The 23676-nt window shown below is 43.1% G+C and carries 20 protein-coding genes and 1 pseudogene; 16 read left to right on the top strand and 5 right to left on the bottom strand.

Translation table 11 applies throughout. The annotated features are described in order from the left end of the window. Positions 1-108: 108 nt before the first annotated feature. Together ACFPIK_RS14090 and ACFPIK_RS14085 are read right to left on the bottom strand one after the other, a co-directional pair. Positions 109-1467, bottom strand: a complete 1359-nt coding sequence (locus ACFPIK_RS14090; protein ID WP_377916365.1) for a TolC family protein — start codon at positions 1465-1467, stop codon at positions 109-111. A gap of 14 nt (positions 1468-1481) precedes the next feature. After that, entirely contained in the window at positions 1482-2132 is a 651-nt protein-coding gene (locus tag ACFPIK_RS14085) for a TetR/AcrR family transcriptional regulator (RefSeq protein WP_377916363.1), read from the bottom strand. A 181-nt stretch (positions 2133-2313) separates the two neighbouring features. On the opposite strand from ACFPIK_RS14085, the gene ACFPIK_RS14080 reads away from it, so the two are divergent. The 7 genes from ACFPIK_RS14080 (at position 2314) to ACFPIK_RS14050 (ending at position 13025) form a co-directional block, all read left to right on the top strand. Next, positions 2314-3114 carry an alpha/beta fold hydrolase gene (locus ACFPIK_RS14080; protein WP_377916361.1) on the top strand — a complete coding sequence of 267 codons (801 nt, stop codon included), beginning with the start codon at positions 2314-2316 and terminating at the stop codon, positions 3112-3114. Between the two features lie 147 nt (positions 3115-3261). Next, positions 3262-6939, top strand: coding sequence for a phosphoribosylformylglycinamidine synthase (purL, locus tag ACFPIK_RS14075; protein WP_377916359.1), 3678 nt, complete (start codon positions 3262-3264; stop codon positions 6937-6939). A gap of 251 nt (positions 6940-7190) precedes the next feature. Further along, complete coding sequence (locus tag ACFPIK_RS14070; protein WP_377916357.1) at positions 7191-8390, top strand: hypothetical protein; 1200 nt, start codon at positions 7191-7193, stop codon at positions 8388-8390. A 638-nt stretch (positions 8391-9028) separates the two neighbouring features. After that, positions 9029-9862: a sugar phosphate isomerase/epimerase family protein gene (locus ACFPIK_RS14065; RefSeq protein ID WP_377916355.1), complete on the top strand. Its 834-nt coding sequence runs from the start codon at positions 9029-9031 to the stop codon at positions 9860-9862. Positions 9863-10059: 197 nt separating this feature from the next. After that, a complete protein-coding gene (locus ACFPIK_RS14060; RefSeq protein WP_377916354.1) occupies positions 10060-10866 on the top strand; it encodes a metallophosphoesterase family protein in 807 nt (268 codons plus the stop codon). 381 nt (positions 10867-11247) lie between these two features. Next, a complete protein-coding gene (locus ACFPIK_RS14055; protein WP_377916353.1) occupies positions 11248-11826 on the top strand; it encodes a hypothetical protein in 579 nt (192 codons plus the stop codon). 479 nt (positions 11827-12305) lie between these two features. Continuing rightward, positions 12306-13025 carry a hypothetical protein gene (locus ACFPIK_RS14050; RefSeq protein ID WP_377916352.1) on the top strand — a complete coding sequence of 240 codons (720 nt, stop codon included), beginning with the start codon at positions 12306-12308 and terminating at the stop codon, positions 13023-13025. A gap of 238 nt (positions 13026-13263) precedes the next feature. On the opposite strand, the gene ACFPIK_RS14045 is transcribed toward ACFPIK_RS14050, so the two are convergent. The 3 genes from ACFPIK_RS14045 to ACFPIK_RS14035 form a co-directional block, all read right to left on the bottom strand. Next, positions 13264-13836 (bottom strand): hypothetical protein, encoded by a 573-nt coding sequence (locus ACFPIK_RS14045; protein WP_377916350.1) that lies wholly within the window; start codon positions 13834-13836, stop codon positions 13264-13266. Positions 13837-14314: 478 nt separating this feature from the next. Then, positions 14315-14788 carry a transcription elongation factor GreB gene (gene greB / locus ACFPIK_RS14040; RefSeq protein WP_377916348.1) on the bottom strand — a complete coding sequence of 158 codons (474 nt, stop codon included), beginning with the start codon at positions 14786-14788 and terminating at the stop codon, positions 14315-14317. A 129-nt stretch (positions 14789-14917) separates the two neighbouring features. Further along, positions 14918-15589, bottom strand: coding sequence for an SRPBCC family protein (locus tag ACFPIK_RS14035; protein ID WP_377916346.1), 672 nt, complete (start codon positions 15587-15589; stop codon positions 14918-14920). A 209-nt stretch (positions 15590-15798) separates the two neighbouring features. Between ACFPIK_RS14035 and ACFPIK_RS14030 the strand changes: the two genes are divergently transcribed. The 9 genes and pseudogenes from ACFPIK_RS14030 to ACFPIK_RS13990 all read left to right on the top strand — a co-directional run bounded on the left by ACFPIK_RS14030 (position 15799) and on the right by ACFPIK_RS13990 (position 23358). Then, the gene (locus ACFPIK_RS14030; protein WP_377916344.1) at positions 15799-16731 is read left to right on the top strand and encodes an aldo/keto reductase; all 933 of its coding nucleotides are present in this window, start codon (positions 15799-15801) and stop codon (positions 16729-16731) included. A 208-nt stretch (positions 16732-16939) separates the two neighbouring features. Beyond that, entirely contained in the window at positions 16940-17968 is a 1029-nt protein-coding gene (locus tag ACFPIK_RS14025; protein ID WP_377916342.1) for a zinc-binding alcohol dehydrogenase family protein, read from the top strand. Beyond that, positions 17965-18780: a TIM barrel protein gene (locus ACFPIK_RS14020; RefSeq protein WP_377916340.1), complete on the top strand. Its 816-nt coding sequence runs from the start codon at positions 17965-17967 to the stop codon at positions 18778-18780. The genes ACFPIK_RS14025 and ACFPIK_RS14020 overlap by 4 nt, the downstream gene beginning before the upstream one ends. A 476-nt stretch (positions 18781-19256) precedes the next feature. Then, positions 19257-19598, top strand: a complete 342-nt coding sequence (locus tag ACFPIK_RS14015; protein ID WP_111392043.1) for an L-rhamnose mutarotase — start codon at positions 19257-19259, stop codon at positions 19596-19598. A 177-nt stretch (positions 19599-19775) separates the two neighbouring features. Further along, positions 19776-20111: a HopJ type III effector protein gene (locus tag ACFPIK_RS14010; protein ID WP_377916337.1), complete on the top strand. Its 336-nt coding sequence runs from the start codon at positions 19776-19778 to the stop codon at positions 20109-20111. Between the two features lie 148 nt (positions 20112-20259). Then, positions 20260-20451, top strand: a complete 192-nt coding sequence (locus ACFPIK_RS14005; protein ID WP_377916335.1) for a hypothetical protein — start codon at positions 20260-20262, stop codon at positions 20449-20451. A 29-nt stretch (positions 20452-20480) separates the two neighbouring features. Further along, positions 20481-21029, top strand: a pseudogene (locus ACFPIK_RS14000) (RBBP9/YdeN family alpha/beta hydrolase). 58 nt (positions 21030-21087) lie between these two features. Beyond that, entirely contained in the window at positions 21088-21552 is a 465-nt protein-coding gene (locus ACFPIK_RS13995; protein WP_377916333.1) for a hypothetical protein, read from the top strand. A 288-nt stretch (positions 21553-21840) separates the two neighbouring features. Next, positions 21841-23358: a M20/M25/M40 family metallo-hydrolase gene (locus tag ACFPIK_RS13990; protein ID WP_377916331.1), complete on the top strand. Its 1518-nt coding sequence runs from the start codon at positions 21841-21843 to the stop codon at positions 23356-23358. Positions 23359-23676 lie beyond the last annotated feature (318 nt).

Here is a 23676-nt window from a genome sequence, read left to right as displayed (position 1 = left end):
TTGAAATTGTCTTTTTAGCGATCGGTCAAAACCTCATTTTTAATTCAGGCGCTCAGCCCGACGTAGATTCGATTCTTTCCGATTGAAGTTTTTTTTGAAAATGTTGGTTTAGTTAGTCAAATCGGTCTTCAACAGACCCAGGGCTTTTTCAAGGTTTACTTTGGAAATGAGGCCGTCGTACAGCGCGCCGAGGTAATTGATTTCTGCTTCAATCAGTGACGCATCTGCCTCGACCACTTCCAGATTGGAACCGATACCTTCATTGTATTTGATGCGAGCAATCTGATAGACTTCCTCAGCGAGTTTCAAATTCTCTTTCTGCACGTCTAGGATACTCAGGTCATTTTTTAGGTTTGCCTTGGCAGTATAGAGTTCATTTTTGAAGGTTTCTTTGAGAAACATTCGCTGATTTTCCAACTGATTGATCTGAACTCTGTTCTTTTGAATTCGGGCAGCTTTGGCAAATCCATCGAAAATCGGAACACTCATGCTGACCCCGATAAGAGAGCTACCAAACCAATTGTCACTGCTGAATACTGTCCCCCACTCATTTCCTGCACCGCTTCTACGGGCATTGCCTACTAAGTTGATCTTTGGCATATACTGGGCATGATTGTTTTTGAGATCCAGCCCGGTAAGTTCCAATTGTGTGGATATCTGCTGAATCTCAATTCGCTCAGCACCTTCTTCTACAAGCAGTTTTGACAAATCCTCTTCAGTATTCAATTCTTTGAGAGTCTCTGATAAAACCAAATCGTATTCCAGAGGCATTCCCATCTGTACCTTCAGGATCTGCTTGCTAATCTCTAGGGCAGTTTGGCTTCGTTGCACTTGAGTGTAAATGTTGTTACGCTGCACCTGAATCCTGGAAACATCAATTTTTTCAGCAAATCCAGCCTCATTTAGGGCCTTGGTCTCTTTGAGCAAAGTATCTATTCTCGACATATTAGCCACGGCGAGGCGAATGCGCTCCTGATTGACCAATACACCGAAATAGGCCTTTTTAACATTTTCGACCACATCATTTTCAGCCTTTTGAAGGTCTTTGCCGGTGAGCTCCTGTAGCGTTTTAGCCGCTCTCAAACCCACAAAAAAAGATCCGTCGAATATCATTTGTGTCACATTCACTCCTAATCCCGAAGAATAGCTCACTCCAAATCTGGCAGGCAATACATCACTGGGATTGGTAGGGTCTCCAAATGGTGGTTGGTTGGGTAGGAATACAACCGGAATTTTGGGATTGTAGTCCAGGTTGTAAGAACCCGTCACCTGAGGAAGCCCCTGAGCGGTAGTTTCTTTCACTGTAGCTTTGGAGATCAATAGCTCCAATCTGGCATTTTTGGTAGTCGGATTGTTTTCGAGGGCATATTCCAATGCCTCTTTCATGGTGAGCTCTGCTACTTGCTGTGCCTCAACAGCAGAAAAACTTAGCCAAAAAGCTAATGCTCCCAATAGGTATTTTTTCATAGGTGAGTAAGTTTTCAATTCAATATTTCTTTTTGAGAATGGTAGGCCTGTCGTCCCTTTTCGGTAAAAATTCCATGGAGGAAATGATCCATCAATACCAATTGCTCCTCCACAAAGTTGAATTCAGGATTAGCAAAATTAGACGGATCAAATGCAGAGGTAATTTGGTTCATCCTGACTTTAGCAAGGATCAGTGAATCGATCTCAGGCCTGAAGTAGCCCAATTCTTTTCCTTTTTCGAGCACATTGACCAAGTCAGTCTGTATGGTATGCTCCTTAAATTCCTCAAACATCCTCCAAGCTTCCGGAAAGTACTTCTGCACCTCCATGATCACCATGGGATTGATCGATGATAGTCGCTCCCGCATCATCTTGGAGGTCTGCACCAAATGCTCAATTACACCATCTTCAGTTTCCAGAATAAAAGTCAGTCGCTTTTGATCCTCTTCCAGAATCCGAGCAAAAACCGCCTTTACCAAATCGCGTTTGTCTGCATATTCCTGATAAATCGTCTTCTTAGATATACCGGCCTGTCTCGCGATGTCCTCCATAGTGATGGTTCGGACACCAAAGCGGGCAAATTGCTCGGTGGCTATCTCTAAAATTCTCTCTCGTGTCTCCAATGCTTCTTTCGAATTTGGAGGCAAAACTATGGAAACTTTCATTTGGTTCAAAGTTTCCATGGTTTTTGCAAAAAATATTATTTCAATAAATGTTTCAAAACATGTTCGAAATCGAACAAAACAAAATCGATTCAAAATTATACAGAATAAAATTTTTTCAAACTGAAAACTATTTTACTAAACCAACACAATTGATTTAATTTCAGTACAAAATTTTTACACCATGAACCTCCTATTTCACCATCAAGGAAAGCTAGCCTACGTTAGAAAGGGAGTGGGGAAGGAAGTTTATCTGATTTTCCACGGTTTTGGACAAACCCACAGGGACATGCTGGCCTTGGATCAGATCCGAAAACCAGGACAGAAATTTTTATTTATTGACCTGTTTTATTATGGAGGAAGCCAATGGGCAAGTTCTGCCAGAATTTTAACCAAGTCTATCTGGCAAGAGTTGATCGAAGGCCTACAAGTACAGGAGGACTTTCAAGGCTTTCACCTGATCGGTTACAGCATGGGAGGGAAATTTTCCCATTTAACCTTTGAGTTATTCAGTGAGCAGGTGAAAAGTTTAACCCTCATCGCTCCTGACGGGATCAAAACAGGTCTTTGGTACAGTATGAGTAGCTATCCGAATTATTTTCATCCATTTTTCAAAAGGGTCATATTCAAACCTCAGCGCTTTTTCGGAATTATGGAAGGACTCAATTCTGCAGGATGGGTGGAAAAAAGCTTGGTGAAATTTGTCAAATCTCAGATGGAAACCCGCTCCAAAAGAGCTCAGGCTTATTTTGTATGGAAAGTTTTCGGAGGAATCCAGCTTCACTTGGGAAAAATCATCCGATTAGCCAGAAAACACCCAACTTCCATGACCTTATTTATAGGTGAGTATGACAAAATGGTCACCGCTCAAAATCTCCTTCACTTCAGCTCCAAAATCCCGCATCTGCAAATGATTATCCTGCCCGCCGGCCACGGAGGTTTGGTCGAAGCGGCTGCCCTTTTCCTTGGTTCCGAAAAAGCTTGACTTCTTTTTCACAGTGGCAATTTTTGAATTTTCTGATCTTTCAATCTTTCAATCCGCCTATTTTCCAATCTTTCATCCCGATATTCATCGGGACAATTTTCCAATCGATCTCAAATCCTTACCTTTGCAACTTACCAGCCCAAGGACATGATTTTCTTCTTTGAATCCCCTCAGAAACTCATCTACGGAGTTCAAGTTCCCCACCCGCTCAGCACTGAAGACATCTCAAAACTCACCTGGCTTTTTGGCGAAGCCCAATTGAAATCAGGTGAAAAAATAGCCGGCAAATACTCCGGTCCGAGAAAAGAGATGATCACCCCCTGGTCCACCAATGCCGTGGAAATCACGGTGAACATGGGAATCCAAGGCATTCAGCGCATCGAGGAGTTTTTCCCGATGAAGGAAGGGGACCAAATCGACCCCATGCTCCAGAAGGCTTACGATGGACTCGATCAGGAAATCTACGACATCCATCTTCAGCCAGAGCCGATCAAAGCCATCACTGATATTTCGGCGTACAACAAATCAGAAGGACTTGCCCTAAGTCAGGAGGAAGTGGATTATTTGGAGAATGTCTCCAAACAGTTGGGTCGACCTCTGACGGATTCCGAAGTATTCGGGTTTTCACAAGTGAATTCAGAGCATTGTCGTCACAAGATTTTCAACGGTTCATTTGTGATCGATGGGGAGGAAAAGCCGATGACGCTTTTTCAGCTGATCAAAGAAACTTCCAAACGCAATCCCAACCGGATCGCTTCGGCTTATAAAGACAACGTGGCCTTTGTCCAAGGCCCGAGAGTCCAGCAATTCGCTCCGAAAACCCAACATCAAGCAGACTTTTTTGAGCCCCGCGAAATCGACACGGTCATATCTCTGAAGGCTGAAACACACAACTTCCCAACCACTGTGGAGCCGTTTAACGGAGCTGCGACCGGTTCGGGAGGTGAAATCCGCGACCGCTTGGCAGGAGGTACAGCTTCCATTCCTTTGGCGGGTACAGCGGTGTATATGACTTCCTATTCCCGTTCAGAAAAAGGAAGAAGTTGGGAGAAAAACTTAACAGAGCGCCCTTGGCTGTATCAAACCCCGATGGACATTCTCATCAAAGCATCCAACGGTGCTTCCGACTTCGGAAACAAATTTGGACAGCCGCTGATCGCAGGTTCGGTCCTGACTTTTGAGCACGAAGAAGGCGACAAGCAATACGGTTTCGACAAGGTAATCATGCTCGCAGGGGGTATAGGCTTTACCAATGCCAACTACACCAAAAAAGGCGAACCCAAGGCCGGTGATCAAATCGTGATCATGGGCGGTGACAACTACCGCATCGGGATGGGAGGTTCGGCTGTATCCTCTCTAAATACAGGAGAACTCTCCAATGCCATCGAGCTCAACGCCATCCAGCGCTCCAATCCGGAAATGCAAAAGCGCGTGTCCAATGTGATTCGCGCCATGGCCGAAAGTGAAAACAACCCGATCATCTCCATCCACGACCACGGAGCGGGTGGTCACTTGAACTGCCTTTCCGAACTCGTGGAAAGTACAGGTGGTACCATCCACCTCGACCAACTCCCAGTCGGTGATCCTACCCTTTCTGCCAAAGAGATTATCGGCAATGAATCTCAGGAACGAATGGGATTGGTAGTGGGCAAAAACGACATTGATACCCTCAAGCAACTTTCCGAGCGTGAGCGTGCACCATTTTATGTGGTGGGCGAGACGACTGGAGACATGCACTTCACCTTTGAAAACCAAAAGACAGGCGAAAAGCCGGTGGATTGGGACTTGGCCTACATGTTTGGCTCCTCACCAAAGACTGTTCTGGAAGATCAAAGCGGACAGGGATCCACTTTTTCAGAAGCGGATTATGAAGCAGGAAAACTAACCGAATACATCAAGGAAGTCCTTCAACTCGAAGCGGTAGCCTGCAAAGATTGGCTCACCAACAAAGTGGACCGCTCGGTAACCGGACGCGTGGCCACTCAGCAGACGGTGGGTGAAATCCAACTTCCATTGAATGACGTGGCCGTGATGGCCCTAGATTTTACCGGAAACAAAGGAATCGCCACCTCCATCGGACATGCTCCAGTGGCCGCCTTGGCCAATCCGGAAGCAGGCAGCCGATTGGCGATTGCAGAGGCACTGACTAATCTGATTTTTGCGCCGGTTCAGGACGGCTTGAAGGGCGTTTCCCTCTCTGCCAACTGGATGTGGCCTGCCAAAAACAAAGGAGAAAACGACCGCCTCTATCGTGCTGTAAATGCCGTCTCGGATTTTGCTATTGAGCTTGGCGTGAATATCCCAACTGGAAAGGATTCCCTTTCCATGACTCAGAAATACCCAGACGGAAAAGTGGTGTACTCTCCGGGCACGGTGATTATCTCGACCGTAGGCGAATGCTCCGACATTTCCAAAACTGTCAAAGCGGCCCTTTTGCCGAAGGCAGGAAGCAAAGTACTATACCTTGATTTATCTCAAGATCCCGCCAAACTCGCGGGTTCTTCACTATACCAGATCCTTAACAAGGTTGGAAAAGAAACTCCAACCGTTGCCGATTCGGCCTATTTCGCCAAGGCATTTGAAACGGTTCAGAAATTGATTTCCAAGGATTTGATTTTATCCGGACACGACATTTCCTCAGGCGGTATCATTACCGCCTTACTGGAAATGTGCTTCCCAAGCCAGAATGTGGGCCTTTCCGTGAAAGAATCCCGATTGGGCGAAAAGGATGTGGTGAAAGCACTTTTTGCAGAAAATCCGGGTATCCTGATCCAGGTTGCCAACGATCACCAAGTAGAAGACTTGCTTGCAAAAGCAGAAATCGACTTTGTGGAATTGGCAGAAGTGACGTTGGATGGAAAAGTGAATTTGGAATCTCTATCCTTGGACGTAGTCGAGTTGCGAGATTTATGGTTTAAGTCTTCCTACTTGCTTGACCGAAAGCAAAGCGGTGAAAAGCTTGCCAAAGACCGATTTGAAAATTACAAAAACCAATCCCTGAGCTATGATTTTGCTCCGGGGTGGGTAGGGAAATTTGAAACCCTTGGGGTAGATCCTTTCAGAACCTCCAAAGGAAAAGCCAAGGCAGCCATCATCCGTGAAAAGGGGGTGAATGGCGACCGTGAAATGGCTTATGCGCTTTGGTTGGCAGGATTTGAAGTAAAGGACGTGCACATGACCGACCTGATCTCAGGACGTGAAGACCTCAGCGATGTGCAGATGATCGTCTTTGTAGGTGGATTTTCCAACTCCGACGTGTTAGGTTCAGCCAAAGGCTGGGCAGGTGCTTTCCTCTACAATCCCAAAGCCAAGCAGGCACTCGACAACTTCTACGCGAGACCTGACACGCTTTCACTCGGAGTGTGCAATGGTTGTCAGCTGATGATCGAGCTGGGATTGGTGACTCCGGATCACGATCAGAAGCCAAAAATGCTCCACAATGCCAGCCATAAGTTTGAGTCCTGCTTTGTGAACGTGACAGTACCTGAAAATAAATCTGTAATGCTAGGTAGCCTCAGCGGACAGCGATTGGGTGTATGGGTAGCTCACGGCGAAGGCAAATTCTACCTTCCAAAAGGTGAAAACGCTTACCACTTCGCCATGAAGTACAGCCATACAGCCTATCCTGGCAATCCAAATGGTTCAGACTTTGCGACAGCGGGTATCGCTTCCGAAGACGGACGTCACTTGGCCATCATGCCGCACATCGAGCGAAGCCTGAAGCCATGGAACTGGGCGCATTACCCATCCGAGCGAAACGATGACTTCACCCCTTGGTTGGAGGCGTTTGTGAATGCTAAAGTTTGGGTGGAAAGCCACTCCTAATCTTCGAAATTCTACATTCGGACCCTGACCTGAGCGTATCGAAGGGTTCGATGTTGAATATCTAAGAGATATTGAGTGATCAAGTCTTCTAAAAAATAGCTCAAAATGATAGAATCCCTTCCAGTTTTCACCGGAAGGGATTTTTTATTCAAACCCATCAGCCCTTTCAACTTTTTTGAACTGGTACAGTATTAGTGGAAGAATATGACCGTGATTTTCACCCAACATAAAATCAAAAATCATCTTCCCATATGAACATCAAGATTCCTGTATTTCTTCTCTTGATTCTTAGCATTTGCTTTTCCACTCTAGCCCAGGAAAACACCATTAATGAACAAATCAAAAACGAGCGTGATGCACAGCTCAAAGACCTAAATGATAAGCTCAAAACAAATGAAGAACTGATCAGCAAACTGACCGAAAAACTTGCAGCTACCGACTCCAAAACTGCCACTGATAAGGAAAAAATAAAGGATCTTGAAACTCTCCAACTTGCCTTGGATGACCGATTGAGGATTCTGGAAGAAACACCTAAAACCAAAATCAACCTCAACGGACAGTTAGCATTTACCGAATTGCTCAGCATCCAACGGGACATCCAGCCTGTAGATTTGTTTCTGACTTCACAGACATTTTTCTCCCAATTGGGCAACATTGGTAAAATTCAACAATACAACGGATTCACTGCCTGGAAATCGGAATACGATAAATGGTACAAAAAACAAGGGCAAGAAGACCCCATCGTGAATGTCCTCAATACCTCCATTAATCTGATCAGCACGGCCTCTGCTGCCGTGCCTCTTTATGGCACCATGGTCAATACCGCCATCTCAGGGGTCAGTAATATCATGATGACCATGGGAAAGAAAGAAAAAGAGCTCTACGATCGCACCCCACAGATGCTTCTTTTACTCAATGTTACCAGCCAATTTGAGCAGCAAAAATCCATCATCGACCACGAATGGACCTTGATAAATAAGGAACTGGAGCAACTGCAAAAAGAAAACACCGACCTCCTTCAAGAACAAATGGCCTACTATGGCATCAGCATGGACCGCTACCAAAGCCGCTACCTGAAGGCTACCCTTGACAGTGATCGGGAAGGATTCAAAAATGAATGCCGCAAAATCATCTCTGACAAACTCTCCAGCATCGATAAAAATCCTGCAAGTAAAGGTAAATGGCTTGGACAGGTAGAAACCTACATGTACAAAGTACAATCCCTCCGACTGAGATTTGGACAGCTGACCATGCGAATGATGGCAAATATTGAGCAGTATCAAAACCTCATCACCATGTATTCGGACGCAACTAAGTTTCCGGCTGAATTCACCTCAAAAATCAACAACCTTAACAATCCACTCAACTCATTAAAAAATAAATTTAACTCCTCTTTCAATCCCGCACGATACATCGAAGATTCCGCGGTGATGTACATCGAAAGGAATTAATTGAATCAGGTAAAGTTGAAGTTTGAGTTTCAAGTTTGAAATCCCTTCTAAATTACTTCGGAAGGGATTTTTTTCTCCTATAAAAATTCCCCTAGTCTTAAATGGAAAAACCAACCCAATAAATGGACCTGTATCCATATCAGTACAAGACAGCGTTTTCAGTTAAGTTGGGTTGCATTAGTAATTGGATGACCCGATTTCAACCTGTTACCAAATTAAAGGAAGTTTGAAGTCCGATAAGCGGTCCTGTCGTCTTTGCCCAGCCGACAACTATCCGCAGTCCTTGGCCCCAATCATCTGCCCCTGGATGGCATGACGGTTATTCTAAACTTGGATTTTTCGATCCCATTCCATCAAAGCTCAATACCAATTAAGTGTGAAAAACCTGCTTCCTGCCTATTTTTCAATCTTGGACTAGTTGATTTTTGCTTTTCTTAAAGAAAACGATTCCGCAGTATTTAAAAGATCAAAGGGATCTATTCTGTCTTCAAGTGCTAAATTGGATGCAGAGAATCTCAACATAACCTGTTGAAATGCCCATGAGAAAATGCTTCTCACACCGGGGAGGATTATACAGGGCATTCTCCCGATAAAATCGGGACAGGCTATGTGGCAAATGAAAATCAAATTATAAACATATGAAATCACCCTTAATAACCCTTTTGCTTGCCTTCTCCCTGATGGTTTGCAAAGCCCAGGAAACCAAACCCGGACCACAGCTTCCACCTGAAACAGGCGAGACCTTCAAGGTGGGCGTTGCAGGCTACACTTTTGTGAAATTTGACCTTGACAAAACCTTGGAAACCCTGAAAGCATTGGATGTGCATTACCTATGCATCAAGGATTTTCATCTGCCGATGAACAGCACCGATGCGGAAATCGCCGCATTTCATGAAAAGCTAAAAGCCCATGAAGTGTCGGGGTATGCGGTTGGCCCCATATACATGAGATCCACAGAGGAGGTCGACAAGGCGTTTACCTATGCAAAACGGGTCGGAGTAAAGCTGATTGTTGGCGTACCCAATGTGGAGCTGCTTCCTTATGTGGAAAAAAAGGTGAAAGAGTATGATTTCAAATTCGCCATTCACTTACATGGACCGGATATCAACATCTATCAGGACGCTGATGAAGTCTGGAACCACACCAAAAATCTCGATCCCAGAATGGGAATGTGCCTAGATATCGGACACGATACGCGCAATGGCAAAGATCCTGTAGCTGATATGGAAAAATACCACACCCGGGTGTTCGACATGCATATCAAAGATGTGACAGGACCGACCAAATCGGGATATTCATTGGAGGTTGGCCGAGGTATTATCGATTTTCCCGAAATGGTCAAAATGATCCGAAAGGTGGGCTATACCGGCGTATGCAGTCTGGAACATGAACGGAATATGGACAATCCCTTTATGGGAATTGCTGAATCCCTTGGGTATTTCCGTGGGGTAATTGAAACCACCAAAGAATAGAAATTCGCTTTGATTAGTTGATTCCAAAGGCTGGACCCGAAAGCGTCCGGCTTTTTTTTGAAGTTTTTGAAAAGGTTGAGCTTCATACCTTCTACAAAAATTTAATGATTTTTGTTTTTAAGGGAATTTAAATGACATTTTTCCACCTCCGATTAAAACCATTTTAATCCTAGCACTCAAATCTCTATTTTGACACAATGAACCGCAGACCTTTTCTCCAAAAAATCAGCCTGATTGGCACTTCGATGGTGGCAATGCCACTCTTATCTTTTGGCAAAATCGAGCTTCCGAAAGCCACCCGACTGAAATTCATCACCGCATCCGATGGGCACTGGGGACAGCCAAACACTGATTTTGAAGCATCCCACCGAAACCTCATCGAGGCGATTCACCGGGAAAAAGACGTGGATTTTGTCGTGTTCAATGGTGATCTGATACACGACGAACCCAAGTATTTACCTCAGGTGATGAATGTGTACGAACAGCTGCAGATGCCTTGGTACGCCACTCGGGGCAATCACGACCGGGTGAGTGAAGCGGTTTTTCAGGAGGTCATGCGTCAGCCTACCAATTACTCCTTTATCCATAAAAATGACATTGGGATCGTTCTTTTGGACTCTTCCAATGCTGCGGGCGACTATTTGTGCGCCAATCTGGATTATGCTCGCGTAGTCCTAGATCAATACAGCAAGCTTTCTCATGTGTTTGTATTTATACACATTTCCCAAAGCGAGTGGGCCCGAAATGGAATCGATTGCCAAGCCTTTATGGATTTGGTAACCTCCTATCCCAATGTGCGAGCAACCTTCCACGGACATGACCACGACTTGGATGGGTTGATGGTCTACCGGAAAAAGCCTTTCCTCTGGGCTGGACACTTTGGTGGCAGCTGGGGAAATCCCTTTCCCTCCTACCGGGTCTGCGAAGTCGTCGAAGACGGCAAAGCCATTACTTACTTAAAGACTGTGAAGGATGGGATGGTCCTGAATGGGCATAATCTATAAAAATGACTATAGCGTAATTCCAATTTATTGTCTTATTACTTCATACCAAGAGTAGATATCATTTCTGTAAAGGAATTTTATTGAAAAATCTTTTTGAAAGTGGACCGATGATAGAATTAAATGAACTCGAAAAACAAGTGTTGAGAGCCATTTTAGAAGAAAATAAACAGCTATATCCTATATCAAAGCGAATAAATTTGATAAAAGTGAAAAAAAAGAGTTTACAGGAGTAGAATCATTTACACTTTTTTAGGATGGCACATCCGAACTTTTGCCTAAAAACGCCGTGCCATCCTCCGTAAAAATCTTAAAGAAAAGTGTTGGAAATTACAAGACCAATATCTAAATTCAGATCAATAGAATTAACCAAATAAAAAAATTATGGAATTAAAGGAATTAAAGAAACTATTTGGGCCGTATACTCAATTTCAATTAAAATATCGAGAATTTACTCCAGGGTTTAATGGGCAAAAAAATAGAGGGATGGGTATGCCGCAGTATCCTTTAAAAGGAGTAGATTGCTCAAAAGCGATTTGGCTTCAAATTGCTGATCCAAAAACAGAAGATTTAAATTGGATTTCAGAAATTTTTCCAAACATAGAAATGCTTGAATTGGATTCCAATAAAGAAGGGAAGCTAAAATCCTTGGATGGAATTGAAAAATTACCAAGCCTTAAAGCCTTAAATATAAATCCAAAATTCGATCCAGAAAATAAGATTCTTGTAAATAAATTAAATCCAACTATTACGGAATTATATCTTTGGGGAGCCCAAATAGATTTATCAAATCTAAATAAGAGCATGAATTCTGTATATCTCCAAGAAACTAAAGTTGACAATATTGAAAACCTATTGGAGATAGAATGCAATTATTTAAAATTATATAAGCTCAAGGATATAAATGGATCCTCATTGAATATTGATGATTTTGATGGAGAATTTAAAAATTATAAAAAATAAACCTAATAAACAATGAATACATTAAGAGAAAAATTAATTGAGGGTGCTTATATTTCACAAAATGGTGGTGCCAACACAAAAGGGAAAATTACTTGTGTAAGACCTGGTAACAACTCTTGTGCGCATCCTTCCACTTGTTCTAGACTAAATAAATGTTACTACAAGTAACAAAAAGAACTGGGGGGCTTCTTCAATGTATGAGGAAGCCCTCTATATACTGTAAAATTCATTTCAATAAACTGTAACATGAGACAAACTAGAACATTTAGAGTTATGATTAATAAAAATGGTAATATTACCTATACAAGTGTATCTGTTGAATCTCCAGCAGGATTAAGTCAAGCAAGAGAACTAGCTGAAAGAATGTATGGCGGACCTGGGATTTATATAAGTATCCTAGCTTAGATAATAAAAATTCAATAATATAAAATTAATCTATTTAACAAATTTTTTTTCCTTTTAAGCCAATATTAAATCTAATGGCAAAGCACAAAATAAAATTAGACGATAGTTTTTTTTTCTCATTTCCTAAAATTATGCCTGTATCCGAAACTGAAAAATATGAAATTTCTGATTCGGTTTTATTAAATTTTATAGAAAACTGCGAAAATTTTCAATTAAGAGATCTAATTTTTTCTAAAAAATATCAAAATTTACTTGATAAGGCAACAGTAAATTTTGAAATAGAGCCTTTATATTTGTTAGAATTCGATATTGCTTTTAGTGGAATAAAATTGGGAGGGATTTTACACAGACCTGATTTTATTGATGGCTCAAAAGTAAATTTGTATTCTATTGATAAGAATTACACTGAAGATGATAATAATTATTATATTAGAATATCTCTTCGAGGTGAATTAATTTGGGATTTTAAAACAAATTATTTAAATAAATATAAAGCTCATGTAGAATATAAAGGCTCAAAATGGGAGAACACAAAGTTAGATATAAGAATAAATTTCAGATCTAATCCTATTAAGGTCGTTGGCTTGAACAAATTAATACAAGATAATGACAATTCAGCTATAACTAAGGAATATCTAGAATTAAAAGACACACTTGAAAAAACTCCAAATATCCACTCTTTGATAAAAAATTATTCGCCTGAGAAGTCGTGGGAATTAAAAATTAAACACTGGCAAAAGCTATCTGAAAAGAATATAAAATTCGATGGAACCTATTTTTCGAATATTCTATGATCATATATTTTTCTTTCTATCCATTTTAGCAATTCTCTTTTTTTTAAAATAGTATTAAAATCACTATTCAAAAATTCTATTTCTGCGTCTTCCAAATTATTTAAAATGATTAATGTTTCCTTTTCATTTAATCTAAATAAGAATTGATGATATGTGTTTATAAAATCAAATACACTTCCATTTTTAGGGAGACTATAATTTGAATTTTTTCGTTCAATTCGTAACATTGTGTTTTTTACTAGATTGAATTATTCAAATTTCTATTCAATTGAATATTTAATAAGGAGAATCCGTTTTCTTGGAAAAAAAATATTAATTTTTCTTCTTGTTCTTTATTTATTTTTTTAATCTCTTTTTTTGTTAGTTTATCTGGATCAATAGAGTGATACATTTCAAATGGTAAAAATGTAATTAAAATTTTATTCTTAAGAAAAATTTCAAAGTCAGTTTCACTAACTTCTTTAAATGTTTCTACACACATCCACTTGTCAATCCAATGTTGATGATTTTGGTCATAAGGTTTAAGATTGTTAAGTAAATGATATGCTAAAGTTCCTAAATGATATGAGTGACCTCTTTTCCATCTTCCTCCTTTTTGAAAAGATTTCCCTATATAAATGTCTTTAGAAGATTCTGACCATGCAAAATAAATATGTGGTTTATTTTTTATTAGACTATATTTTTGTTCCGCTTCATGACTAAAAAAAAATCCCTTCTTGTTAAATTTTGTTTTTAAAGGATTTTCATCCGTATAGGTGAATAGCAAACTACTATTGCTAACAATAAATTCTAAAATTTGTCTATAATCCATTTTATTTAATTTTTTAATTTATATATATATAGTATTCCAAATTGATTTTTTTTATTCATTTAATTACCTACGATTCAAGATAAGAGTTTTTGAAGAAAAAAGCAATTCCTTAAAACAAAATGTACCTTTTTTTATTGTATCTTTTTTTTCAAAATGTATCGATTTAATATATTATTAAATTTATTTTTTCGATATATCAGTGTATCTTCGGTATGTAAAAGATAAATGGGCTTGAAAATGAATTGAGCTACGAGTTTAATCTATCGGAAGGAAAAATTGAATTTTTGGAAATTGTCACAAATGGACTTGATGAATGGGATGGAAGTCCTGAAAACTTCAAGTTATATTAATCTGCGAAATTTAGCTTCTACATTCTTTCTTCCTTATTCCCCTCTCTAAGCGGAGTTTGTTACTCCGCTTTTCTATTTTGGGGAATTTGCAATTCCCTTTTTCCTTAAAATCTCACGAAGGCCAAGCCTTATTTCTCATACTCAATCTTTACAATCCGCCACGTCATCTGCATGGTGGGGGTTTGGACCACCGCCTCCTCACCTACTTCCTTTTTGAGCAGGGCTTGGGCCATGGGTGAATCAATGGAGATGTAATCCCTTCGTTCAAAAATCTCCTCCCCACCCACGATTCGGAAGCGGATCTTTTGCTTTTTGGCATTTTCGATTTCTACCCAAGCGCCAAACATGACCTTTCCCTCTTGAAACGGCGTGTAGGGAATCACCTTCAAATTATCCAGCATTTTTCGCAGGTAGTGCACCCGTCGGTCAATTTCCCGAAGGCGCTTTTTATTGTAGGTGTAATCGGCGTTTTCCGAGCGATCCCCCAAACTAGCCGCCCAAGCCACCTTTTGGGTGGTCTCCGGACGCTCTACTTTCCACAGGTGTTCCAATTCAGCCTTCAGTTTTTCGAGGCCTTCAGCCGTAATCCACAGGGTTTTCATTTTTATAAAATTGACTAATTCAAAGATAAAATGATAGGTAAAACCATTTCAGATTGTCTATTGGATTCCTTGATAATTGGTCATTGATAATTAATCATTGATAATTGGCCATTGCTCATTGCTCAATGGTCATTTTCCTGAACCCAAATAGGATCGCAGATTTCTAAAGGTCTCATACGGTCCTTCTGCGAGCGAAAGGTTCATCAGCCAAGCAGGAATAACCCCTCCCGGATCGATCAAAATGCTGTGCTTGATATGAATGGTATTCTTATCCACAACCTTGATGTACCAATGGGCTTCGCTCACCGGAACGCGTACAAAGTCCTCTCGAGGTGCAATGAAATCAGGCTTACCAATGGCAGAGAAATGGAACTCATTGGGATTGGAAGTAGGCGCCATTTTCACATGCAGAATCAAATCCCGATTAGATACAGGCCAAGGAGTCTCCAGCTCTGCTCGATAAATAAACTCGTTTTTCGAGATGCTCTTCAGTAGCTCTGTTTTGACGATTTTGTATTGCCACTTGTGGAAGTTGTCCAAATCGAATAATGCCTCCGAAAGTGCTGATAAGGAGGAGGAAACCGTGAAGGTAGACTGGATGGAATTGATTTTGGAATTTGCCATTTTACAGGTGTACACCTCTATTCCCTCTGCAGATTTCCGGAGTTCGCAGTCTTTTTGCTGAGTTATTCCCATCCAAGAGAAATACGTCAAAAATGCGATGATCTGTAAGTAGCCCACTTTTATTGATTTTCCAGAGATTAATCCAAACCCAAAATAGGGAGAAAAAAGCTTATCCATTAAAAAAACTCTAAGCCACTTTGGTCAACTTTGGCCCTGTTTTTCAACCTAGTACATTAGGAACCATAAGTCCTCTTTTTCTCACCCCAGCAACCCAATCAGCAGTCCATTTTCTTTTTGGCACGCTCCACACATTTCAGGATTCCATCCTTTAAAAATTCTCCTATCTTGGAAAAGAATCCTATTCTTTCAAACCTACCCCATAACCTATGCAGTACCGCACCTTAGGCAAAACCGGTCTTGACGTTTCCATCCTTGGTTTTGGTGCCTCTCCCATGGGCAATGTCTTTGATCCTGTAGATGAAAAAGAAGCCATCGCTGCTGTTCATCTCGCCCTCGACCATGGTGTCAATTTCGTAGACGTTTCCCCTTTTTATGGACTGACTTTGGCAGAAAGCCGACTTGGAAAAGCCCTCGAAGGAAAGCGAAAAGAGGTCATCCTCGCCAGCAAATGCGGTCGCTACGACTTGCAGCACTTTGACTTTTCCAGGAAAAGAATCCTCCAAAGCATAGACGAATCCCTCACCCGTCTGAAAACCGACTACCTCGACCTCTTTCAGCTTCACGACATCGAGTTTGTGGACAAGCAGATCATTATGGAGGAAGCTGTACCTGCCATTCAGGAGGTAGTCCAATCCGGAAAGGCCCGATTCTGGGGAATCACAGGCCTTCCTGTACGCTATCTCGCTCAGATCGCCCGAGAAACCAATCCCGACACAGTGCTCTCCTGGGCGCATTACAATTTGCTGGAAGACGAGATCAACGATGAGCTCGTGCCGCTGTCTCAGGAAATGGGGTTTGGCCTGATGAATGCCGCCCCGCTGATGCAGCGAATCCTGTCGGATGCCTCGCTTCCACCCTGGCACCGATCACCAGCTGAGGTCAAAGCCATGCAGCCGATTTTGTTGGAGCTTTGCAAAAGCTATGGCTTTTCCTTGAGTCAGGTCGCCTTACGATTTGCCATGGACCATCCCCTGATCGCTACGACCATCGTGGGCATGTGCGAGGTCAAGGTTGTGCAGCAAAACCTGGAAGCCGTGGACCTGGAAATCCCCGAAGAACTCCTGAACAAGATCATCACCCTCGTCGAACCCGTCAAAAACAGGATGTGGTTTGAGGGGAAGGAGGAGAATAATTTATGATGTCGGATTTGGGATTTCGGATTTCGGATTTTCCTACAATCGGAGTGCGACGTTCGGTGTTCATCATTCGATGTTCGGTATTCGATATTTCTTGAAAATAATGAGATTGAGAGATTTAGAAATTAATAAACCACAAAGATTGAAAAGGAAAGAAGGTCAAAATTCGCTCTCCATATCGTAACTCGTACTTCGTAAATCGTAAATAAAGATGAAAGCATTTTTCCTTACCGAAATCGGTAAAACAGAAGTTCGTGAAATTGAAAAACCCAGCCCAAAATCCGGCGAAGTCCTTCTCGAGGTCGGCAAGGTCGGTTTTTGTGGTGGCGATCTGAATGGCTTCAAAGGCCTTTTTCCCCTGCAGGAATACCCCAACGTGCTTGGTCATGAAGTCGGGGCAACCATTGTAGCGCTGGGCGATGAAGTTCCTGAATCCATCCAGCTCGGTACCAGGGTCACCCTCTATCCTTACCTGGCCTGCGGCACCTGCGTAGCCTGTCGCAAAGGCCGTCCCAACGCTTGCAAAACCAATAAAACCATGGGCGTGCGCCGCCCGGGTGCCATGACCCGATACATCACCGCACCTTGGCAGGATGTGTTCCCCTCTGATAAACTTAGCCTCAGCGAGCTCGCACTCGTCGAACCACTGACGGTAGGTTTTCACGCCGCCAGTCGAGGCAGAGTCAGCTCGGAAGACCGGGTAGCTGTGATCGGCTGCGGGATTGTGGGTTTGGGTGCAGTAGCCTCAGCCGTAAACAAAGGCGCCCAAGTCACTGCCGTGGATCTTGACGACTCCAAACTTGAAATCGCCCGCAAAATCGGTGTGGCAAATACTATTAACCCCGGAAAAGAAGACCTTCACGCAAGATTGCAGGAAATCACCAATGGAGACGGACCCGATGTGATCATCGAAGCAGTAGGAAGTCCACAGACCTACCGAAGTGCGGTGGAAGAGGTGGCCTTCTTGGGTCGGGTGGTCTGCATCGGCTATGCCAAAGCTCCAGTGGAGTTTAACACTTCCCTCTTTGTTCAGAAGGAAATCGAGATTTTGGGTTCGCGAAATTGTGTTGGGAAGAGCGACTTCCCTGAGGTGATCGCCTACCTCGAAGCAGGAAAATTTCCCGTGGATGCCGTCATATCCAAAGTGATCGCGATCGATGAAGCACCCGAAACCATGGACGCTTGGGCCAAAAACCCACAGGGAATCATCAAAATCATGCTCAACCTCGAAGACCAATGATCCGATCCGCTGTCACCCTTAACCTGATCGAAACCATGACTCAAGGTCCTTGGATCTTTTGGCATGACTTAGAAGAAAGTTTAAAAAAGGTCGCCAACCTGGGTTTTGACGGAGTGGAACTTTTCACCCGATCCGGAACAGACCTCGATGCGAATCACCTGAAACAACGACTCGACCACTATGGACTGCAACTCGCCGCTGTGGGCACGGGTGCAGGGAAAGTGCTGCATGGCTTGACCCTGACTGACCCTGATGCTGCGATCCGTCAAAAGGCGATTGACTTTATCGCTGAGATGATCAGCTTTGGAGCCCAATTCGATGCGCCGGCGATTATTGGTTCGATGCAGGGAAATGTACTGCCCTCAGGCAATCGGGAGGAAACCTTCAAGCTACTAGCCGAGGGACTTGAAGTTCTGGGAAAACATGCGGCTTCTCTTGGAGTCACGCTCATCTACGAACCTCTCAATCGCTACGAAACTAACCTGTTCAATACATTGGAGGCAGGAAGTGGATTTCTGGAAAGAAATGAGTTTAGCCATGTAAAGCTCCTGGCAGATCTCTTTCATATGAACATCGAAGAAGATAACCTTACCGAATCCATTAGAAAATCTGGAAACCACATCGGGCACGTCCATTTCGCCGATTCCAACCGAAAACCCATGGGTTTTGGGCATACAGCTATGGGACCGATTACCGAAGCCTTAAAAGAAATTGGATATTCAGGCTATGTCTCTGCGGAAGCTTTTCCTTTTCCCAATCCCGATGCCGCGGCTAAACAAACCATCGAGTCCTTTCGCAAATTCTTTAGATAAGTACGAAATACGAGCAAACCAAACGACGAGGCTTCTTCTAAGCTCAGCCTGATAACCTGACTACGCGAAGCGGCCAACTCGAGAATCTCAAAAGATTGCTTCGGGGCATCCAACACTAAATCTACTTATCTAAGATTTGAAAAATGCCCCTCGCAATGACGTGACAACCCGACAACGCGTAGCGGACAACCCGACAACCTTTAAATATCGAATACTGAACACTGAACATCGAACGCCGAACAACTTGGAACGTGACAACGCATAGCTGACAACCCAATAATCTCAAAAGATTGCTTCGGGGCTTTGAAAATTTATCGTTTAATCTCAGGTTTGAAAAATGCCCCTCGCAATGACGTGACAACTCGACAACGCATAGCGGACAACCCGACAACCTTTAAATATCGAATACTGAACACTGAACACCGAACCCTGAAGTTTTACAAATCCGAAATCAACAATCCGAAACCCGAAATCAAATGAAACGCTTCTGCCTAGCCCTTGACCTGATCGATGACGCCGAATCCATCCGAGTATACGAAGCCCACCACGCTCCCGGTGCCGCTTGGCCCGAAGTCACCCAGCACGACATCGACTGCGGGATTTTGAACATTGAGATTTTCCGTACCGGCAACCGGATGTTTATGATTCTCGAGACGGTGGACGACTTTACCTTTGAGAAAAAAGCCGAAATGGACGCCGCCAACCCCATCATCGCTAAGTGGGAAGCCCTGATGTGGGGATTCCAGCAGCCACTCCCCTGGGCCAAACCTGGCGAGAAATGGGTACTGATGGATCGTATTTTCAAATCCGGTCTTTAATGGATTCACCGCAGAGACGCGGAGAACACGAAGATTTATAAGTGTTCAGTGATCAGTCTCAGTAAGCATTGAAACAGGAATGCTGGAAACTGAGACTGACCACTACCTTCTTTTTCTTTGCGCCCTTTGCGTCTCTGCGGTGAAAAAAGAAGATCTTCGCCCCAAAACTAGAACACCATGACCTTAGAAGAAAAAATCCAACTAGCCCCCGAGACCATCACCTTTCCTGAGGTCATCGCCCACATCGATGCGCACTACGACTTCACCCCTACCCGATTCACCAATGGCACAGCAGTCAATGAAGCCGGACAAAACAATGGCAGCTGCAAGATTTTTTCTTTTGCGAAGCTTCACGGACTGCACCAAGATCAAACGCTTGCCCTTTTCGGAGACTACTACCGCGTGGATGTGCTCGGCCATCCTGAAGGTACCGACCACCAAAACATTCGCAACTTTATCCAAGGAGGTTGGGAAGGAATTCGGTTTGAAGGAGAGGCACTGAAAGAAAAGTAAGTGTTTACCTTCCAGAACCTTACTTGACACCAAATCCATTCCGCAAGAGTTAATGTTATATCCAATTTATTATATTTAGAAAGTCTAAAAAAAAGAAAGTCTTCCCTAAGCAAAAAGGCAAGCCGAATAAATTACAACTAAAACAAATATGAAAAATAGAACAGTAGGAATTTTAGGAGTAATCCTTTTCATCTCTTCCCTCTTCCTTATTTTGGCTGATAATTTTCAAAATGAATTACTTTTCAAACTAGCTGAATACGGAAAATACTTTGCCTTATTGGGTGGAGCATTAATCGGAGTTGGATTTTTTGGAAAGAAAAAAACAGAAAAACCAATGTGAGATTTGCATAGGTAAACTTTACATAAAAAATGAATTTTTACTTGGCCAAAGAAAACTATAACCTGATTGTACCCGGACTTGGCAATTCTGGACCTGAACACTGGCAAACTTACTTTGAGGAGTCTGGACAGCAATTTCGCCGAATCCAACAGAAAGAATGGGATGCACCAGATTGTGAGTCTTAGGTGCAGCGAATTGAGGAAGAAGTAAAGAAGTTCGACCCTTCGGTGGTAATATTGATTGGGCATAGTTTGGGCTGTACGGCGATCGCACACTGGGTCCAACGATTTGGCAGAAAGATCAAAGGCGCCATGCTCGTGGCTCCCAGCGATATAGAAAACCCGGTATACACCTTTCCTGCGGTTGGCTTTTCGCCAATCCCATTAGAAAAAATCCCTTTCCCTTCCTTAGTGGTGGCAAGCACGGATGATCCCTGGGTATCATTTGAGCGAGCAGCATTTTTCGCTTCAGCCTGGGGCAGCGAGTTTGTCTCCCTTGGTCCGGCGGGACATATCAATGTAGCCTCCGGACATACGAAATGGGACGAAGGGCTTGAACTTTTGAAGCGATTGGGCTAAAACATAGCAAAACTAGAAAATCGCTTACTCAGAAAACCAAAACTTTTCCTCCTCAACCATGACACTCTTCGAACTTCAACCCAATGAGCAATTTATCAGTAATACAACCCTCAAAGAGGCGACTCAAAAGCTAAACCGACTGATAACAGATCTCCAAAAAAGACCCTTGCCTGCTGATCTGATTCAAACCATCAACTCCAAGATCGACCGTATCAACACCTCCACCCTCTTAGGTAAACCTTTTGAAAAATTAGTTTCCACAACCCTAGGTGAGTTACTGAAACTTTTAGAAAAAGAACTCAAGTTGGTTCCCAAGTATCACTTCCGTAACCAGTGGATGGCATTGGGCATGTCTGCTTTTGGACTTCCGTTTGGGGTAATATTTGGGGTAAGCCTTGGAAATATGGCCTTTTTGGGAATAGGCTTACCAATGGGAATGGCCATTGGTATTGCAGTTGGTACCGCTTTGGATGAAAAAGCGAAAAAAGAAGACAGACAACTGAATCTGACCTCGGAAGAGTAATAGATGACTGACCGCGGAGACACAGAGGTCGCGGAGTATTTATTCCTTTAAACTGACTAAGCTAGTCTCTAATTTCTACCACTAGGATCTATAGCGATGTGGGCTCTGGTAAACTATCGGGTTAAAAATTTAAAAAACCACAAGGAGACTTAATGTCTTGAACCATCTGTGCTCATCTGTGATTTAAAATCTTTGCGGGCTCTCCATTATTTGCTATGCACTTGGCAGCAAAACTAGGATACACCTCTCCCATTTTTTGTGTATCTCTGCAATAGAAAATCACCCTTTATGAAAAGATTCGCCCTTCTTCTTGCCTTCCTATTTTCCACAGGACTTTTTGCACAGACTCCTGACCGAGCCAAACTGGAATCTCTTACCGAAAAACACTGGCAGGATGGTCTCAAACTGCTCAATGAGATCGTCTCGATGCCCAATGACGCGGTGTTTCCCGAGCAAATCGAAGTCAATGTTCAATGGTGTGAGCGAGTCTTCTTGGAAAGAAAATGGACCGCCGAGCGATTGGAAACAGGAGGGATTCCTTTGCTTTTGGTAGAGAAAAAGCAGCCTAACGCCAAGAAAACGGCACTTTTCTATTTTCACGTAGACGGACAGGCGGTAGATATCAGCAAGTGGGATCAGCCCAATGCCTACGAACCCGTACTCAAAGCGCAAACTGAAAGCGGAACCTGGGAAGTCCTGCCAATGGAGCGTTTGAAGTCAGAATACCATCCCGACTGGAGGATTTTCGGACGGTCCACCTCAGACGATAAAGGTCCTTTGGCCATGCTGATAACCGCTTGGGATGCATTGACGGAGGCGGGAATTTTTCCGGATTATTCCGTGAAGATTATTCTTGACTTTGAGGAAGAACAGGGCTCTCCCCGACTCCCCGCGGCAGTCATCCAATACAAAGACAAACTTACCGCGGACCTCATGCTCATCATGGATGGTCCTCGACATACCTCCAACCTGCCCACACTCAGCTATGGTGCCCGTGGAATTTCCGAACTTTTCCTGACCACGTATGGCCCGAAGCTACCCCAACACAGCGGTCACTACGGAAACTACGCTCCAAATCCGGCTTTGTTAATGTCTCAACTTTTGGCTTCCATGAAAGATGAAAATGGAAGGGTGGTCATTCAGGGATTTTACGACGGGATCACTTTTACCGAAGCCGAGCAGAAGATTTTCGCAGCAGTACCTGATAATGAACCTGCAGTAAAAAAACGATTAGGACTAGGTCGGACCGATCAAGTCGGAAAAAGCTATCAGGAAAGCATCAATTACCCATCGCTTAACATCCGCGGTATGTCTGCTGGCTACACTGGTGCACAGGCGACTACGATCATCCCTGCCATAGCTGCAGCTGAACTGGACATGCGATTGGTACCCGAATCTGATCCGGTGAGGCTATTTGGCCTGATCAAAGACCATATTAGAAAGCAGGGTTTTCACATAGTGGAAAAAGACCCAACCGATGAAGAACGGATGACTTATCCCAAAATCGTAAAAGTCAATACTTCGATTTCCTATCAGGCCTTCCGAACCCCGATGGATTCCCCTACTGGCGCTTGGCTGAGAAAGGCGATGAATAGAGCCTTCGGTCAGGATCCAGTTCAGATTCGGATTTCAGGCGGATCGATTCCGATTTCACCTTTCGTGGATGCTTTAGGCATTCCTGCGGTCACCATCCCCACCGTCAATGCAGACAACAACCAACACAGTCCCAATGAAAACCTCAGACTTGGAAACTACAAGGAAGGGATTTTGACGATCATGAGTGTGTTGAGTGAGAAGATGTATTAAAGTCAGGAAGAATGGGAGTTGGGAAGTTATGATTTACGAATGACTTATTACGATTGAAGAAATCGAGAGGGTGAAATTGCATACAGACTGGTTCAAGACTTTTGACTTGCCTTCCGGTAGGCGAGCTTGGACCTAAAAACTAAAGTTGGTTCAAGACTTCAGTCTTGGACCAACCTGTTGGCAGTCTTCAGACTGCTGAATCTTCACTATTCGAAGTTCATCATTCAGTGTTCTATATTTTATTGAATAAAATAAAAAGGAGGTTTTTAAATAGGAATATCGAACGCCTATTGTTGATTAGCGAAGTTGGGTTGAATA

Source organism: Algoriphagus aquatilis (assembly GCF_042657405.1).
Taxonomy (GTDB): Bacteria; Bacteroidota; Bacteroidia; order Cytophagales; family Cyclobacteriaceae; genus Algoriphagus; species Algoriphagus aquatilis.
Note: the sequence above shows the minus strand (reverse complement) of the source record. Positions and strands in the feature narration are given on the sequence as shown.